Origin of the sequence: Peribacillus asahii, assembly GCF_003570725.1 — a bacterium.
Lineage (GTDB): Bacteria > Bacillota > Bacilli > Bacillales > DSM-1321 > Peribacillus > Peribacillus asahii.
The window spans coordinates 23,013-40,759 of record NZ_QWVS01000063.1; the positions used below are offsets into that span (position 1 = coordinate 23,013).

General features: G+C 37.2%; 18 protein-coding genes and 1 riboswitch. Of the genes, 8 read left to right on the top strand and 10 right to left on the bottom strand.

Going from position 1 to position 17,747, the window contains the following annotated elements; all coding sequences use genetic code 11:
* Window positions 1-247: 247 nt before the first annotated feature.
* From D1953_RS20150 to D1953_RS20165, 4 genes are read right to left on the bottom strand one after another with little or no spacing between them, the layout of a single operon-like run.
* The gene (locus D1953_RS20150) at window positions 248-634 is read right to left on the bottom strand and encodes a FixH family protein (RefSeq protein WP_119118941.1); all 387 of its coding nucleotides are present in this window, start codon (window positions 632-634) and stop codon (window positions 248-250) included.
* Window positions 635-656: 22 nt separating this feature from the next.
* Window positions 657-2,066, bottom strand: a complete 1,410-nt coding sequence (locus D1953_RS20155) for a sensor histidine kinase (RefSeq protein ID WP_119118942.1) — start codon at window positions 2,064-2,066, stop codon at window positions 657-659.
* Window positions 2,059-2,748 carry a response regulator transcription factor gene (locus D1953_RS20160; protein WP_119118943.1) on the bottom strand — a complete coding sequence of 230 codons (690 nt, stop codon included), beginning with the start codon at window positions 2,746-2,748 and terminating at the stop codon, window positions 2,059-2,061. The genes D1953_RS20155 and D1953_RS20160 overlap by 8 nt, the downstream gene beginning before the upstream one ends.
* A 6-nt stretch (window positions 2,749-2,754) precedes the next feature.
* Entirely contained in the window at window positions 2,755-3,708 is a 954-nt protein-coding gene (locus tag D1953_RS20165; protein ID WP_119118944.1) for a YncE family protein, read from the bottom strand.
* Window positions 3,709-4,007: 299 nt separating this feature from the next.
* On the opposite strand from D1953_RS20165, the gene D1953_RS20170 reads away from it, so the two are divergent.
* Complete coding sequence (locus D1953_RS20170; RefSeq protein WP_119118945.1) at window positions 4,008-4,253, top strand: DNA alkylation repair protein; 246 nt, start codon at window positions 4,008-4,010, stop codon at window positions 4,251-4,253.
* A gap of 58 nt (window positions 4,254-4,311) precedes the next feature.
* On the opposite strand, the gene D1953_RS20175 is transcribed toward D1953_RS20170, so the two are convergent.
* Window positions 4,312-5,238, bottom strand: coding sequence for a CobW family GTP-binding protein (locus D1953_RS20175; protein WP_119118946.1), 927 nt, complete (start codon window positions 5,236-5,238; stop codon window positions 4,312-4,314).
* Window positions 5,239-5,560: 322 nt separating this feature from the next.
* Between D1953_RS20175 and D1953_RS20180 the strand changes: the two genes are divergently transcribed.
* A complete protein-coding gene (locus D1953_RS20180; protein ID WP_119118947.1) occupies window positions 5,561-6,535 on the top strand; it encodes a DMT family transporter in 975 nt (324 codons plus the stop codon).
* 97 nt (window positions 6,536-6,632) lie between these two features.
* Here D1953_RS20180 and D1953_RS20185 read toward each other — a convergent pair whose 3' ends face one another.
* Entirely contained in the window at window positions 6,633-7,808 is a 1,176-nt protein-coding gene (locus D1953_RS20185; RefSeq protein ID WP_119118948.1) for a pyridoxal phosphate-dependent aminotransferase, read from the bottom strand.
* 100 nt (window positions 7,809-7,908) lie between these two features.
* Between D1953_RS20185 and D1953_RS20190 the strand changes: the two genes are divergently transcribed.
* Window positions 7,909-8,691 (top strand): carbon-nitrogen family hydrolase, encoded by a 783-nt coding sequence (locus tag D1953_RS20190; RefSeq protein ID WP_119118949.1) that lies wholly within the window; start codon window positions 7,909-7,911, stop codon window positions 8,689-8,691.
* Between the two features lie 84 nt (window positions 8,692-8,775).
* A riboswitch (SAM riboswitch) is annotated at window positions 8,776-8,903 on the top strand.
* A gap of 82 nt (window positions 8,904-8,985) precedes the next feature.
* The gene (mtnK, locus tag D1953_RS20195) at window positions 8,986-10,170 is read left to right on the top strand and encodes an S-methyl-5-thioribose kinase (RefSeq protein WP_425454296.1); all 1,185 of its coding nucleotides are present in this window, start codon (window positions 8,986-8,988) and stop codon (window positions 10,168-10,170) included.
* Window positions 10,171-10,418: 248 nt separating this feature from the next.
* On the opposite strand, the gene D1953_RS20200 is transcribed toward mtnK, so the two are convergent.
* From D1953_RS20200 to deoD, 3 genes are all read right to left on the bottom strand, one after another.
* On the bottom strand, window positions 10,419-11,285 hold the full coding sequence (locus tag D1953_RS20200) for an LCP family protein (protein ID WP_182480695.1): 867 nt from the start codon (window positions 11,283-11,285) through the stop codon (window positions 10,419-10,421).
* Between the two features lie 147 nt (window positions 11,286-11,432).
* Window positions 11,433-12,896: a lmo1851 family serine protease gene (locus D1953_RS20205; RefSeq protein ID WP_119118952.1), complete on the bottom strand. Its 1,464-nt coding sequence runs from the start codon at window positions 12,894-12,896 to the stop codon at window positions 11,433-11,435.
* Between the two features lie 297 nt (window positions 12,897-13,193).
* Window positions 13,194-13,901 (bottom strand): purine-nucleoside phosphorylase, encoded by a 708-nt coding sequence (gene deoD / locus D1953_RS20210; RefSeq protein WP_119118953.1) that lies wholly within the window; start codon window positions 13,899-13,901, stop codon window positions 13,194-13,196.
* Between the two features lie 214 nt (window positions 13,902-14,115).
* Here deoD and D1953_RS20215 point away from each other — a divergent pair, with 214 nt between their 5' ends.
* From D1953_RS20215 to D1953_RS20225, 3 genes are read left to right on the top strand one after another with little or no spacing between them, the layout of a single operon-like run.
* Entirely contained in the window at window positions 14,116-14,676 is a 561-nt protein-coding gene (locus D1953_RS20215; protein ID WP_119118954.1) for an IMEF encapsulin system ferritin-like cargo protein, read from the top strand.
* 22 nt (window positions 14,677-14,698) lie between these two features.
* Window positions 14,699-15,547, top strand: a complete 849-nt coding sequence (locus D1953_RS20220) for a family 1 encapsulin nanocompartment shell protein (protein WP_119118955.1) — start codon at window positions 14,699-14,701, stop codon at window positions 15,545-15,547.
* Window positions 15,547-15,972, top strand: a complete 426-nt coding sequence (locus D1953_RS20225; protein WP_119118956.1) for a 2Fe-2S iron-sulfur cluster-binding protein — start codon at window positions 15,547-15,549, stop codon at window positions 15,970-15,972. Before D1953_RS20220 ends, D1953_RS20225 begins: the two co-directional genes overlap by 1 nt.
* 100 nt (window positions 15,973-16,072) lie before the next feature.
* On the opposite strand, the gene D1953_RS20230 is transcribed toward D1953_RS20225, so the two are convergent.
* Window positions 16,073-16,552: a hypothetical protein gene (locus D1953_RS20230; protein WP_119118957.1), complete on the bottom strand. Its 480-nt coding sequence runs from the start codon at window positions 16,550-16,552 to the stop codon at window positions 16,073-16,075.
* A 603-nt stretch (window positions 16,553-17,155) separates the two neighbouring features.
* Here D1953_RS20230 and D1953_RS20235 point away from each other — a divergent pair.
* A partial coding sequence (locus D1953_RS20235) for a helix-turn-helix domain-containing protein (RefSeq protein ID WP_245980285.1) occupies window positions 17,156-17,747 on the top strand: 592 nt, incomplete at its 3' end.

Consider the following 17,747-nt stretch of genomic DNA (forward strand, 5'->3'; position numbering starts at 1 on the left):
ACTACCATTTAAATGTTTTTTTCATTTTTACTCTCTGATTCCCTCTTTATCTGTCAATGGTAGTTTTTATCTCCTTATTCCATAACCTTCTAAAAAGTCAATATTGACACTCTTTTATTCCCCAACTTTTTGTAACATTCTTTACTACAATGTTACAAAGTTACAAGAAAATTTACTCTTTTACAAGTACCGCAACAAAAAAGATCTAGTATTATACTAGACCCTTTACTTTACTCTTCTCTCTATTTTAATTCTTTGCTCCAATTACAAACTCTCGTTTTGGCATTGTATGCAAGTTTCGTGCGGTTACGTGAGCGTATATATAATATGTTCCTTCTTCTTTAAATGTTTTTTCAAGCTTATACACGCCATCTTGACTATACTTGACAGGAATCGTTTCACTTTCCTCCTCGTCTTCACGCCAAATTTCAAAGCTTACCTCATCGGCATCCGTAACGATTTCATCTCCATACGTTACTTTAGCTTGAAAGCTAACTGTTTCATTCACTTTTGCTAGTTCAGGAGTTATCTCTAATTCTACATGTAACATCTTCGGAAGCTGTTCCTCCTCTTCCTTGCCGCATCCAACTAAGACAATAAGAACAGTTAAACATAAAACGATTATTTTTCTCATTCGTCATGCCCCCTGCTTTAGTTTACAACCACTCACTTTGAATCATTGGAAATGTGACATATACTTTCGTACCAACAGCCTCTTCACTTTCTATCTTTAGTTCACCTTTTTGTAATTCTACTAGTTTCTTAACGATAGCTAATCCTAACCCCGAACCACCGTCCGAACGACTTCTTGCCTTATTCACACGATAAAAACGATTCGTAATATAAGGAAGATGTTGTTTCGGAATCCCTCTACCTGTATCAGCAATGCTTAACTCACATGTTTCTTTATTCTGCTTTAATATAATAGAAATAACTCCACCTGCATTCGTGTAGTGAATCGCATTATCCAATACATTCTGAAGAATTTGTTCAAGTTTTCGCTCTTCCCCCATAATAATAGGATCTGGATCTAACTCAATCTGTAACTGTAGCTGCTTGTCCTGAATCACTTGTTGATACTTTCCCACGAAGTCCTCTATAAACTGGGCAAAAGCTATCGGGGATTCCTGTAACATCACTTGCTTACGATCCATTTTTGTTAACTCCATTAAATCACCAACAAGATGCTGCATCCTCAATGTTTCCCTCGAAATAAGTTGAAGGTATTTTCGTTCTTCCTCTTTATCCTTAATGACACCATCAAGAATGGCTTGTGTATAACCTTTTATATAACTTAATGGAGTTCGTAGTTCATGTGAGACATTTTCGAGAAACTCTCTTTTTCTTTCTTCTTCTAAATGAATTGATTGGGCCATTTTATTAAAAGCATGGCCAAGCTGACCTACTTCATCATCGCTTGTAACTCGAACTTGTATCGAATAATCACCGTTAGATACTTGATGTGCTGCTGCTTTCATATCACGAATCGGATGAATCAGCTTCTTTAACCATTTTGTTGTCAGCAGCATAACAATGAGCATAAATAAAATCGCAGCCGCAATCCATTTAACCGCAAACTCATGAATTAAATCGGTAATCGAGTTAACAGGAATATATGTATAAATAATTCCTTCTAATCGGTCCCCATCGGTTAACGGAATAATGGCCGCTACTATATTTTTTTCAAATCGTTCTTCATAACCTTCTTTTTCAATGGGCTTTCCTTCAAGAAGCATTTGTCTCTCTTCTTCAGAAATCAACGTATTATAATCAATATCAAACGGCAAACACGCACTTAATTCTCGGGGATTATTCACAACAAACGTTTCACTTTCATTTTTGCTATTAAACCATTCAATATTTTGCTTATACTCTTCTGTAATCTTACCTCCTGCATAATCAGCAGCGAGTAAAGAAGCTTCATAAATAAGGTCACTCTTTACCTTTTCAACATATAAATTTTTATAATAATATTGTGATAGAGAATACGCAAAGGCAACAGATAGAATAACAGCACTCATAATGGTGAACCAGAGCTTAAATGACAAAGATTTGATTTTACGCATGCCCATCTCCCATTTTATAACCGATCCCCCATACCGTTTGAATATAATCAGCTTCCTTTAACTTCATTCTTAATGTTTTAATATGGGTGTCCACCGTTCGTAAAGAACTACCATAGCTCCCCTCCCATACATGTTCTAGTAATTGCTCCCGACTGAGTGCTTGATTTTTATGCCGCATTAAAAAAAGCAACAAGTCAAATTCCTTTAAAGTCACATTAATCGGTGTTCCGTTAATCGTCACCGTTCTTGCTTTCTGATTCACTTCAATTTTCCCCAGCTTCACCACATCTTGCTCCGTATATAATGTTGTTTTCTTGCCTGTTCTTCTTAACACTGCTTCTACTCTAGCCATTAACTCACCTGGATTAAATGGCTTAACAACATAATCATCTCCTCCAAGTTTGAGTCCTTTCACTTTATCCCACTCTTCTCCTTTAGCACTAACAAAAATAATCGGTACATCAGATTTTCGCCGCAGCTCTTCACAAACTAAAAAACCATCTCTTTGCGGCATCATTATATCTAATAAGATTAAATCTACTGTTGCGCGTTCCAAACAGCGAATAGCCTCTTCTCCATCTTGCGCTTGAAGGCAGTGATAGCCAGAATTGAGCAAATACATTTCTATCAAGGTTCGCATATCTTCTTCATCATCAACGACCAAAACGATATAATCACTCATGCACATCTACTCCCTACTAATCATTTGAAACGGGCCTTTGCCTACCTTAATGGTTTGTTTTACCTTCATAGACTTTGAATCCATCACATAGAGTTCATCGTTATCATATCCTGCAATCAATATATCATCACGAACAGTCGTCATCTCAAATGGATTGACCCCAACTGTCGTGCTCTTCACAACCTTATACGTTTCATCTACTTTGTAAAGAGCGTTTGAACCATGACTTAAAATGAAAATACCCGCCGCATTCTCCATAATATTAATGGGCATTATCGGCGTATTTAACGTTCGTTTTAATTCTCCTGTTTCCGTTGAATAAATATGGACATTTTCCTCCATTTGCGCTCCCATTCCATGACCGCCAAGCCAAATCTCTTGCTGCTCTTCTCTTAATAAGGCACCTGTGGAAGACGCTTGAATAACAAAATCTCTTTCTACTTTTCTTGTACGTAAATTAATAACGGACAATTTTGTTTCGCCAAAATTTATTACATATAATTGCTGATGATCTTGAAGGAGCATCATCGGGCGTTTACCTACTTTAATTTGATCTTCTATTTGTCCCTCTTCATTATAGAAAGAAACATTGTTTAAAGATTGATTCACCGCAGCAATACTCTTTCCATCCTGAAGCAGTTTCATATTAACAATACCTTTTTTCGCTTCCCAGCTATCGATTTGTTTTCCTTTCTCTAATGAAAACACTTCAATGGAATCCATATCTTTTCCATAAAGAAGCAACGTATCTCCATCTTCAAGAAGCAGTCCGCCCATAAAAGGGACACTGAGATCCCAATCGGCTAAATGTTTATACTGTTCATCTAAAAAAGTAAGACTCGTATCTTTAATATTTACCGTTGCAATAAAAGATTGATCGTGCTCAATCTTCGGATAAGTCACACTGTTACACCCAGTAAGCAGTAAAGCAGCAAATAAAAGAAAAAGTACTTGCTTCATTTTATCAGCTCCTTTATAACAGTGGGATTTTCTTCATCCCCACTGATGATTAAACTAATACGGGCACTTGTCCCTCTCATCTATCTTTTTCATACTCTTGTTAACTTGCTATTAAATCTGGAACAAAACGTTGATTACGCTACATTGTATCGATAAGTTGTGAAAAAAGTGTGAAGTTAATAACTCATCCTGTCCGCATTCATTCTCTTTCAATTATATCATCTCTTTTCTCTATCAATACGAGCGGTATATTCAACATAATGAGAGGAAATACTACAATCAAAAAGGAGTGGATGTGCATGTCTCAAGTTTATTGTTGTCCAAATTGCCGTACTAATAAATCACGATTTAACCTTATTCAGCAAGTAGCTACACCAATAAAAAAAGATCCACGTTCTGGTGAAATCGTTGCCCAATACTCAAATGACACGATCGAACCTTTTCACCTTGCTTATAATGGTCCTGACGTACGCGTTCAATGCGCTGCTTGCGGCTTAATTGAAGATGAAAAAACATTTGCTGCATTTGGTCAGCGCAGCCAGTAACTTCAAACGAGGCTGCCCAAAGGGCAGCCTCAAAAAATCATCTCAAATTCATTATTGTTTAATTCTTCGCTTTTCTTTCTAACTCCTTCAACTCAGAAATAAGCTGCTCTTTCTGTACATTTTCACCGATAATCACGATATTAAGCGGCATCTTCATCATTTCATTCATTAACATGGGCATGCCATACGAATATTGAAATAAATATGGATACTGCGAATGAGTAAAGGCTACATATCCTTTCATACGATAAACGGTATCAGGAAGGTTTCGCATCCACTCTTCAAAGTCCGTTTGCTTAATAGCTCCTTCAAACGAATAAACGATGGCGCTTAAATGTAAATGGTGATTCACATCAAGTTCTTGATGTTGATGGCTTTGTTTTCTTTTTAACTGCTGAAGCGAAGCAATAGACACTTCTGCTTGCTCCGTTAATAAGCATACTGCATCCGCATTGAGAGCTTGAATAGAATACAGAAGCTGAGCTGCCTCCATTTCAGTGACTAAATCTTTTTTATTCAACAAAATAAAGTCCGCATGATGAACTTGCTCTACTAACAGTTGACGCAGTTGTGGGGACAACTGATTGCGGTCTCGCCATCTTAATAAATCTACTACTGTAATGATGCCTTTGTAAGCGAGCTTCTCAGCAAAAAGCGGAGACATAATCGCATCTAATACTTCAACCGGATGAGCTGCACCTGTTGTTTCGATATAAACGGCTTCCAGCTCATTTTCTGTTAATAACTCATGAAGCTGCACTTCTAATTTATCTTGAATCGTACAGCAAATACAGCCGCCAAATAGCTCTTTTAATGGAACATCATCATCAATGAGTCCACTATCCACTGACACACTGCCAAGCTCATTCAGCAGTACAGCTACTTTTCGACCGGCTTCATTTTCTTGCTTTAAAATATTTCGTAATAATGTTGTTTTCCCGCTTCCAAGAAAACCACCTAATATGTATACTTCTGTCTCTTTCATTGTGCTCTGCTCCTTATCTTTCACAAAAATAAACTTTATCGTACAAAGTGTATCATATTTCCCCCAAAGTGCTAGCAGCATAGTCTATTGTATTCTTATGATAAATATTGTAAGCAAAACCAAAGTGCGATATATTGATTTCAAATCCAGCGTTTAGAAATCGCACAATTTAATTCTAAAAAAGTATTTAATCATTCGAACAGCATCAAAAAATTATTGAAGCTTGTCGCCAAAAAGATAGCGAGACGGCTGCTAGTCTTGTGGAGGAAAACTGGTTAAGTCTTCGAACATTACTACATCCATAGGAAGATTGAGGTGTCCGATGCGTCCAATTATATTAGGTATTTGTGCAGCATTCTTTTTTTCTGTAACGTTTATTTTAAATCGAGCAATGGAATTATCGGGGGGAAGTTGGATTTGGAGCGCTTCTTTACGATATTTTTTCATGGTTCCCTTTTTATTAGCAATTGTCATCGCTAGAAAAAACATACGCCCCCTCTTTCAAAATATGAAAGAACATTGGGGGCAGTGGGTTTTATGGTCCTCTATTGGGTTTGGGTTATTTTATGCACCAATTTGCTTTGCTGCTGCATTTGCGCCAGGGTGGCTAACTGCAAGCACATGGCAAATTACAATTATTTCTGGCTCCTTACTTGCACCACTTTTCTTTCTAACGATTACAACACCGAATGGTTCTAAAAAAATAAGAAGGAAAATCCCAGTTCGCGGATTATTCATGTCGCTTATTATTTTACTCGGTATTGCTCTTATGCAGCTTGAACACGCCAGCTCTATTTCGTTAAAACACGTATTATTAGGAATCATCCCTGTCATTATTGCTTCCTTTGCTTACCCACTAGGAAATCGAAAAATGATGGATCTTTGTGTCGGACGTTTAGATGCCTATCAACGAGTATTAGGCATGACGTTAGCAAGTCTGCCTTTTTGGTTTATCCTTTCTCTTTATGGGCTGTTTACAGTAGGCGTACCTAGTATCGAACAAACGACTCAATCTTTGCTCGTTGCCATCTCTTCCGGCGTATTAGCGACGGTACTGTTCTTTCAAGCGACTGATTTAGTCAGAGGAAATATGCAAAAACTAGCTGCTGTTGAAGCGACTCAATCGCTTGAAGTTTTGTTCACTGTTGTTGGAGAAGTCCTATTACTATCGACTGCCTTCCCTTCCCTTTTATCATGGACTGGTATGTTCATCATTGTCATCGGCATGATTCTCCATAGCTATGTATCACATTATAAAACAACGAAACTTGCAAACAATCAATTGGCGAAATCATAAGGCAAATCGATGAAATACTCTATAGATTAAAGAAGAAGGGGCACCCATTTTGGAGTGCCCCCTCTTCTATTAAGCTTGTTGCTCACCATAAGAAAAATTAGGTAAATAACTTTAGCGCTTCAATTCGTTTCACGGCTTCTTGAAGCCTTTCCTCAGAAGTAAGTAACCCGACCCTGACATAACCTTCACCAAATTGACCAAATCCATTTCCTGGTGCAACGGCAACATAAGCTTCATTTAATAAATAATCTGCAAAGCTTTCCGAAGTGAACCCTTCTGGAACTTTAAGCCAAGCAAAAAACGAAGCTTTCGGTGCCGTTACGTTCCAACCAATTGAACGTAACCCATCAATAAACACACGACGGCGCCCTTCATATGTTGCCACCAATTCACGGACGCAATCTTGTGACTCAAGTAATGCTGTTGCAGCCGCTTCTTGAATAGCAGGGAATAAACTTACATATAGATGATCTTGGAGCAGCTCCAGCGCTTGAATCACACTTTTATTCCCAACAGCAAAGCCTACTCGCCAGCCTGCCATATTATATGTTTTAGACAGAGTATATACTTCAATTCCGATATCTTTTGCCCCTTCTGTTTGTAAAAAACTGCGCGGCTTTTCTCCATCGAAACCAATTGCTCCATAAGCAAAGTCGTGTACAACACACATCGAATGTTCTTTTGCGAATACAACCGTCTGCTCAAAAAATTCAGCCGTAGCACTTGCACCTGTTGGATTATTAGGATAATTAAGGAACATCATTTTCGCTTGTTGAACAACTTCACGATCTAAGCGTGTGTAATCAGGTAAAAAGTCATTTTCTTCAAGCAGTGGCATAAATGCTGTTTTCACTTGCGCTAATGCAACACCTGATAAATAGTCTGGATATCCTGGATCTGGAACGAGCACCGTGTCACCTGGGTTTAATAAGCATTGTGGAAGCTCTACTAACCCTGCTTTTCCGCCGAACAAAATCGCAACTTCTGTATTAGGGTCTAACACTACTCCATGCTCTCTTTCATAATAAGCACAAGCCGCTTCCTTCAAATATTGATGACCGCGAAACGGAGAATATTTATGATTCAACGGTTTCTCTGCCGCTATTTGCAAACTTTTCACTATATGTTCTGGCGTTGGCTGGTCTGGATTGCCCTGCCCTAAATTAATGACATCATGTCCCTGTGCTTGAATGCTATTAACTTTCGCAACAAGCGAAGCAAAAAATTGTTTCGGTAATGTCTTTAATAATTCGGATTTTTCAAATTGAAACATTCGTGCACCTTCTCTGAAATTTCTTGAAATTATAATCACAAATGATATATGTTTATGATAATGTTGTAAAGAACTTTTTCAAACTGTGGAGGTATAAATTATGAACTGGAACATTGCCTGTATTCAAATGGATATTGCTTTTGGAAAACCTGAAACAAACTATACAGCAGCAGAACAACTCATTGAGCAGGCTGTTCAATCGAAGCCGGATGTCCTCGTTTTGCCAGAGCTATGGACTACCGGGTATGATTTAACGCGCTTAGAAGAAATCGCTGACGTGGAAGCAAAAGAAACGATTTCATTTTTACAAAAAATCGCCAAAAAACATCACGTACATCTCGTTGGAGGATCCATCGCCCAAAAAACAAAAGACGGCATTTATAACACAATGCTTATGATTAATAATAAAGGAGAATTCATCAAAGATTACGATAAACTTCACTTATTTCAATTGATGGATGAACATCATTTCCTACAACCTGGTGAAAGGGATGGTTTATTTACATTTGATGACAAACTGTGTGCAGGCTTCATTTGCTACGATATCCGCTTCCCTGAATGGCTTCGTGCACATACTACAAAAGGAGCAGAAGTATTGTTTGTGTCAGCAGAATGGCCGAAACCTCGATTAGATCACTGGCGTGCGCTGTTAATTAGCCGTGCAATTGAAAATCAAGCGTATGTTGTAGCTGTTAATCGAACAGGTTCAGATCCGAATAACGTATTTGCTGGACATTCATTAATTATTGATCCATGGGGTGAGATTATTAATGAAGCAGGTGAAGGGGTCGAAATTTTAACAGGAACTATTGATTTTACTAAAGTACATGAAGTGCGTAATAAAATTCCTGTGTTTGCCGATCGACGTCCGGAATTTTATTAATGTTTTATATTGACAATGTTTTAGGAATATTGTTATTATTTTTCCAAGCTAACTATAATTTATTAAAAATGAAAAATATACGTTCTCTTATCAAGAGCAGGCTGAGGGATATGGCCCTATGACGCCCAGCAACCGACCGCAATATGTGGAGAAAGAATCCGCAAGGCACGGTGCTAATTCCATCAGAAAGAATTCTTTCTGAAAGATAAGAGGTTTGAATCATCATTTCAAAACCTCTTTCTTAAATCGAAAGAGGTTTTTTACTTGTCTAAACGATAATCTGGAGGGATTATATTGACACAAACACAAGGCTCGTTTGAATTATTAACGAATGAAACAGCGATCGCACTCATACAAAAGCTAGAATTATTAGATAAGGACGCAACATTAACTTGCCGCAAAATTGGAGCTGGCCCATTCAATTATGTTTTTCATGTCGCAGATAACGCCACTAATAAAGGGGTTATTATTAAACAAGCCGTTCCCTACGCAAAAGGGCTAGGTGAAAGTGAAAGCTGGCCGCTTACATTAAAACGCGCAGCTATTGAAGCAGATGCTTTACTTACATTCGGAAGCTATTGCCCCGAATATGTCCCAAAAGTGTATTACGCAGATAAACAGCTTGCCATTACAGTCATGGAAGACTTATCACATGTAAAGATTGCTCGCACTGGTCTTATCGAAGGCGAAAACTATCCTCTTCTTTCACAACATATTGGCGAATATGCTGCCAAAACTTTATTTTACACATCTGACTATTACTTGGAATCAACGACAAAAAAAGAAATCGCACGTGCCTTCACGAATCCAGAACTGCGTAAAATTATAGAAAGTTCCATCTTTACGGGCCCATTCTTTGAGCATACACCAACCGACGTAGAAACATTATGGAACGACCATGAATTAAAACTAGAAGTGGCAAAATTGAAAAAAATATTTATGAGTGAACAAGAAGCTCTATTGCATGGCGATTTACATACAGGACACATTTTGGCAAACGAAAGCGAAACAAAAGTCATCGCCCCTGAAATTGCCTTCTATGGTCCAATCGGCTTTGATACCGGACAATTCATTGCTAATCTCCTTTTCCAAGCTGTTACATGCGAAGACGCGGATCAAGAGATTATTCTTTCTCATATTCAGACATTTTGGTCAACTTTTACAGATGTTTATTCAACATTATGGAATAACGAAAGTCGTGATGCATTTAAAAACATTGATGGCCTATTATCTTATGTTTTACAAAAAGCGAAAGCAGACAGCTTTGGATTTGCTGGCTGGGAATTAATTAGAAAAACAAGCGGACTTTCACATGTAATCGATTTAGATGGAATTGACCATATGGACCAACGAATTAACGTTAAAACAAACGCGCTTATCCTTGGAACTCATTTAGTAAAAAATCGCAGTACATTGGATATTCCAACTGTTATTGAACTAGTACAACAAGTAACTCGCTCTTCCTATTCAACTCTTTAAAAGAGATTGACTATGACCAAAACACCTTTGTCTTGCTTGGTTCAATAAAATGATTCCTATATTACCATTTTAAATCAACGAGCATTACGGAATTTATTAATTTTTATTCCATACAAAAAATAGAATGATTAGTCCGAACTATCGCGATAATATTCCCGTTTTATGAAATCATGTAGTAAGAGACTGCTTAGGCAGCCTCTTCTTATATAGATGATACGTCATCGCGAAAATATCGTAGTTAACAAGACTTACTCAAAAAACTCTTGTAAAGCCTGTTGATTTTTCTCAAAGTCTATAGATAAAGCGGCACCAGCGTGCGGATAAATTTCGTTTGTATAGCTGTCATTAACAGGGATGCGCAACGTCTTAATCGAATCAACAGGATGAAACATCGCTTGGGAACTTAATACAAACATCGTTTTCATTCCAATATCTGTTTCTACATATGTCAGCGCTTCTTCAATCATCCCTGGTAAAGCAACAATTCCGTTCACGTTAGACAGCTGCTGAATTAACTGATCTTTTAACTGCACCAACACTTCTTGCTGTCGTTCAACACGACCGAAATCACTTTCATTATCATGTCGAAAACGAACATACTTTAAAATCTGCTCCCCATGCAACACATTTTCTCCACTGCTCGCTGCAATACTCATATCTGAAATCATCTCTGGTTTAACATCTACAGTGAGCCCGTCTGGTGCAATTAAGTCCACTATATTAACAAATCCTTGAAAGTCAATGACTGCAACATGGTCTACATTGATATTAAAATTCTCTAAAATCGTTTTTTTCATTAACTCGCTTCCACCATAATAATAAGCCGCATTAATTTTATGATACCCTTTTTCATACCCTGGAATTTTCACATAACTATCTCTCATAATAGAAGCTAACTTAATCTGCCCTTTTTTTGGCTCATAACGGGCAAGCAGAAGCGCATCTGCACGCGAATCCTCTTCTCCGCGAGAATCCACACCAATTAAAAGAAATGTTTTGGCCGTTTCTTTTTTCGAATCCGTATGTTGGTTTCGCTCCGCATTAGGTATAGGTGAAGCCACACAACCAGATAATATCGTAAAAAGTGCAAAAATTAGCAATACCTTTCTTTTCATTATCGTCACCTCGGCTTCAAAACTATCCATATTTTTCCCAAAAGTCCTCCTTCTAATACAGAAAAAGCTTAGTAACTAATTTAGCGTTACTAAGCTTTCCCTTAACCTCACCTTACTAGCGAGATCCTCGCTAAGTGAAATTGCACTTTATTTCATTTCTTTTTTCAACTCTTTTACAGCCCGCTTCACTTGCGTGTCATTTTTCAAAATTTTGTCGCGTAGTTCTTGCATTAATGTAACCGTCGTCTTATCTTCCAGGATACCTGTTACTTTCAACTTATGATCCTGCTGGAATTTTTCTACGGCTGCCTTTGTTTGTTCATCAAAGACCGTATCAACCGTTCCCGGATTATAACCAAGCTCTTTTAACATATTTTCAGCTGCTTTCACTTCTGCCGAAGCATCTGATACTTTTAAAGCCTCATCTGGCGAAATATAAGGAAGACTCGCATAATCAGGCAGCTTGACCTCTATATCTGGCTTAATACCTTTCTTATGAATCCAATTTCCCTCCGGTGTTAACCATTTATAAGAAGTGAATTTGAAATTCGAGCCATCTTTGAAATCTTGAGCATTTTGTACAGTTCCTTTCCCAAATGACTTCACGCCAATTAATGGAATATTTGCTGATTCACTCACCGCTGCGGCCACGATTTCAGAGGCACTCGCACTTCCATCATCAATTAACACAACAACTGGTAATTTAAACTCACCATTGTTTTCCGATTTATGAATCTCTTTATTTCCATTACGATCTTCGATTTGCAGCACAATTTCACCCTTTGGCACAAAGATGCTGGCCATTTTTATAGCCTCTGGTAAAAGTCCACCAGGGTTGCCGCGTAAATCTAAAATTAAACCCTTCATATCTTTCTTGCTCATTTCATCAAGAGCCGTATTTAATTCATCAACTGTATGCTCTGAAAAGCTTGTCACAGCAATTTTCGCAATCCCATCGTCGAGCATTTCTGAATAGACGGTTTCAACTGGAATTGTATCTCGAACGATTGTAATCGATACGGGCTTCGCTTCCCCCTCTCGAGAAATCGTCAGCTCAACTTTTGTCCCTTTTTCCCCTCTAATCTTCAGAACCGCTTCAGTAGAACTTAAGCCTTCTATACTCTTACCATCCACGCTCGTAATAATATCATTCGGCTTCACACCTGCTTTTTCAGCTGGTGATCCTTTAATAGGTGACACAACCATAATTTTCCCATCTTGTTCTTGGATTTCAGCACCAATTCCTTCAAAAGAAGAGGAAATACTTTCATTGAAGCTTTTTGCTTCCTCTTGGTCCATATAAGTAGAGTATGGATCTTCCAGTCCTTCAAGCATACCAGCAATCGCACCATTTACGAGTTTTTCATCATCAACTTCCTGATAATATTCCTTTTTAATCGTATCATACGTCGAATACAATTTTTCAAATTGAGGATACTGGCTCGGAGCGATAGATTGCACTTTTTCATCCCCAAATGTGAGAGCAACCGTTGTAATACCTGCCGTTAAGAAGATTAACAAAAACCCCCCCATAATCAAGGGAAACTTTTTAATTTTGAAGTATCTTCCTGAATCTTTCTCTTCTCGATGTTCTTTGTTTTCTTCTTGCATTCATGCTTCACCACTTTCATGTATCACTGCTATGTATAACAATACCCCTATTTTATCAGTTTTATTGTAAAACGGAAATTATAAGTTACGAGCAGAGCTTATAAACACCGTGCATTTAGAACAGTTAGATATCAAAACTTTTATATTAACAGCTTCAAATCCCAATTAAACAAAAACGAGCACTACAAAAATCGCACTTAACAAAGTAAAGTTAAGGCTATTTATAGATGCTCGCCTTATAAAGTAAAACTTTCATTAGCGGGAGTCTTACTACCCGTTAAGTGTAGAATAACAATTTCACGCTTCCTGAATCGCAGCTTCAAGCGCTACTTCAATCATATCACTGAATGTTGTTTGACGTTCCTCAGCTGTCGTCTCTTCTCCTGTTAAAATATGATCAGAGATTGTAAGAACAGACAACGCTTGACGACCAAATTTTGCAGCTAATGTATATAAAGCAGCCGTCTCCATTTCAATGGCTAATATTTTATACTTTGCCCACTTCTCTAAATCACTATTATCATTATAAAAATGATCAGCTGTAAACACATTTCCTACTTTCAACTGTAACCCTTTCGCCACACCTGCATCGTACGCTTTACGCAATAAATCGAAATCCGCTGTTGGTGCGTAATCAATACCGCCAAACGTTAAGCGGTTCATTTGCGAATCAGTCGAAGCACTCATCGCTAAAATCACATCGCGCACCTTAACATCCTTTTGAATCGCACCCGCCGTACCGACACGAATTAATTTTTGAGCATTATAACTACTGATTAATTCATTTACATAAATAGAAATTGAAGGAACACCCATGCCTGTCCCTTGAACAGAAATACGTTTTCCTTTATAGGTGCCTGTATAGCCAAACATGTTTCGTACTTCATTATAAAGCTTAGCATCTTCTAAAAACGTTTCAGCAATATATTTCGCACGCAATGGATCTCCTGGCAATAGAACCGTTTCAGCAATTTCATTTGGCGCCGCTCCAATATGTACACTCATTCTTATATCCTCCTCTAATGAAAAAATTATCCATTTACATACTATAACATATAATTCTTACGTAAAAAAATATGTGCCTCATCGATGTTACCTTTCTAAAATTCCCCTTAAAGTAGAAACACCCTATACAATATTTCAATATCTAAAAAAGGTATAAGGTTCACCCTGTAAGGATAATAATGGAAATTACATCAAACATCAGGAGGATAAGAAATTGAAAAAGGAACTAAAGGTTTTTTTCAAAATTTTCACTACGACCAAAGATGCAATTGAAAAGTTTATGAATATGCTAAATCCTGTCATTCAAAATGCCAGTGATGATCATGAACGACTGTATTATCATCATATTTACGAGGAAGAAGAACAACGACTATCGCGTTTAGTAGAACTTATCCCTCTAATAAGTAAATTTGAACAAGAAAAAGACGAGAAAGATTTTACACCCACAAACAATGAATTCAATCGCCTTTTGCAAGAATTAAATCTAGAAAAATTCGGATTACACAATTTCGTTGAGCACCTTGATTTAGCACTTTTTCGATTTACTGATACAGAACGAAGTACTCTATTAAACGAACTGAGAGATGTTTCATATCGAGATTATCAACAAGTCAAAGAATTGTTAAATGAAATCAATACACGGTTTGACCATGACTATGTTGACCCACATGCGCATCATGATGAACACCATGATCATTTAGCGCGGCCTGCTTCTCCAACAGTAGTTACCAAGTCTAAAAGAAAAAAAGGATTTACTGTGGGAAGTTTATTGTAAGGAATAGAAGGAGGAAAGAAAAATGAGTAAGTATGAATTATTTCCAGATTCACCGCTAACAGATGAAGAATTCGCACAATTAGACCAAACGGTAATTGATTCGGCAAGAAGGCAGTTGGTTGGACGCCGTTTTATCGAACTGTACGGTCCTCTTGGAAAAGGAATGCAAAGTATTTTTAATGATATTTTTATGGAAAACTATGAAGCAAAAATGGATTTCCAGGGATCATTCGATCTGAATATTGAATCTAGCAAACGAGTAAATTATACCATTCCATTGCTTTATAAAGATTTCGTTTTATACTGGCGTGATTTGGAGCAAGCGAAAGTGTTAGATATCCCGATAGATTTTTCAGCAGCTGCAAATGCAGCCCGTGATGTTGCTTTATTAGAAGATCAGATGATTTTTCATGGGTCAAAGGAGTTTGAAATTCCCGGACTTATGAATGTTAAAGGTCGGTTGACACAATTGCTTGGAAATTGGTATGAGTCAGGAAATGCTTTTCAGGATGTAGTGGACGCAAGAAATAAATTACTTGAAATGAAGCATAATGGACCGTTTGCCCTTGTGCTCTCACCAGAGTTATATTCATTATTGCATCGTGTACATAAGGATACAAATGTTCTTGAAATTGAACATGTTCGGGAACTTGTTACAGATGGAGTCTTCCAGTCACCAGTTTTAAAAGGAAAAACGGGAGTTCTTGTCAATACAGGAAAAAACAATTTGGATCTTGCCGTGTCAGAGGACTTCGATACAGTCCATCTGGGAGAAGAAGGAATGAATCATCCATTCCGTGTTTATGAAACAGTTGTTTTACGAATTAAACGCCCATCCGCGATTTGCACGCTGGAAGATCCCGAAACTTGATGGTATCAATGAATAAAAGAGCATGGACTGTCGGCTCCCTTATTCCAGGAAGTATAATTCAAAAGCGTACACTCAAAAAGCAGCTTACAAAACCTGATACATCTGATCAACAAATTTGCCCCCGTAACAACATCATTGTTCAGCAACATGAAAACAGATTTGAAATTCAGCCTGCGGAAGGGAAATTACTAGATGTTGCTTTAAATCAGGGAATAGCATTGCAATATAAATGCCGAAAAGGAACTTGTGGATTATGTACAGTAAAAATTATTGAGGATGGTCCTGGATTATCCGAGCCAAATGAAAAAGAGCAAAAAAAGCTAAAGAAAACGTTAAACAACGGTCTCCGATTGGCTTGCCAGGCAGAAATTCCTTTATTAGAAAAACAAACTTATCACCTTAATAGCGAAAGTCAATGTACGTAAAGGTTATAGATTTGAGAGCTTTCGCATCTTTACTATTGTCCGCTTCATACAAATTCTGATCGTACAAAAAACAAGGTTCCTTATAGAGGAACCTTGTTTTTCATGCAAATAAGCGTTTGTTTATATGAATTAACTTTTCTTCAAGTGGGAATGGAAGAACAATATTGTGGTTTTTCAATTCTTTTATACTAATATCCCTGACAAGTTTTAAAGCTTCTTGCTTAAAAGTATGAGTAACGAAACCGGCATTTACATCACATAATTTTTGTAAGTATTGCATGGTATCCTGCAGCAATAATTGTTTCACATGCATATTATTCAGCTGACAAATCAATTTATGCTGCAATCCTTTTATTACAGCAATTTGATCAACATGTGCAATAATGTTTGTTCCCTCTTCATCCATAAAACATACGGAAACATAGTGACCTTTAGAGATATCAACATTTATAAACACAGGATTTTGATAAGATTCACCAGAAGTTAACCTTATCATGTCTGCTTCTGCGGCTCCGCCTATTTTACGGCGATTTGAAATAACAGTATGAATATCTTTCAACCCATATAGCATGTTAATCATGTTGTTCCTCCCGAAAAAAATATCTGATATATGTCTACTTTTAATTTTATAGATAATGAGAATCATTGTCAATCTTTATTTATTCATGATACATAGGATTTTTTCCAACATAGTTTTATCTTTACCAATAAACCCCGCTAGCCACTTTGCATCATTCCTTTATCCTCCGATACAATAACAGTCCATTACGTTATCATAATAACTTTTATGTAAAAAAATATAAAAAAGAGGTTAAGGGAATAAGAGAGAATACGTACTAACTGAAATCTTAAAAGATTAGGTAACCATTTTGAGTTTACCCTTCATTATTCATGTTCATAGGTTTTTTTCATATTAAAAAAAAGCATAGAATAAAAGATTTTTATTTTGGCTTTTCTATTACAGAACTTTCTGAACGAGAAAGCCCATTACGGTGCGTTAGCACCCCCTTTAGGGATGGGATGAAAGTGAGGTCAGATACGGAGCGCCACAAAAAATCGAAGATTTGTGGTGCTTCTAGTATCTGAAATGAATAAAGCTTCTAGACAAGAGTTTTCTCTTGTTTTTTTATTTTTCATTATTGTATAATAACGGAAACGAATGTTCGTGAATAAGGTGGATAAAGTGGATGTTGTAAAAGAAAAAAGCGATACCTACCATAAGGGCTTTAAATTTCGTTTATATCCAACAAATGAACAAGCCATTCAATTCAATAAAACAATTGGATGTTGCCGGTATTCGTTTAATTTGGCATTAAAAAAACAAAAAGAAAAAGACTTGCTATGGTGGATCACGGAGGAAATGTTTCAAAATGGTCAACTTCTTTCGAACGAATGGAAAGGCCCAAGATTTAGTGCCAACGCTTCTATGAAAGATCATACTCAATTTAAGAAAACGACTCCGTGGTTAAAAGAAGTGGATTCTACAGCTATCCAAAACGCTATTCAGTACTTGGGAGAAGCCTATGATTCGTATTATAAAAAAGAAAAAGGCAGACCTACATTCAAATCCAAAAAGAATGCTATCCAGTCCTATACATCAAAGTGTAACTACAACAAAGGTGTAGGGACCATACGCATTGTAGACGAAAATTATATCATCCTACCAAAAGTGGGAAAAGTTCGTTTTGCTAAATCAAAAGAAATTGATGGCAAAATTATGAATGCAACCGTCCGAAGAACACCTTCTGGGAAGTATTTTGTTTCTATTCTATGTG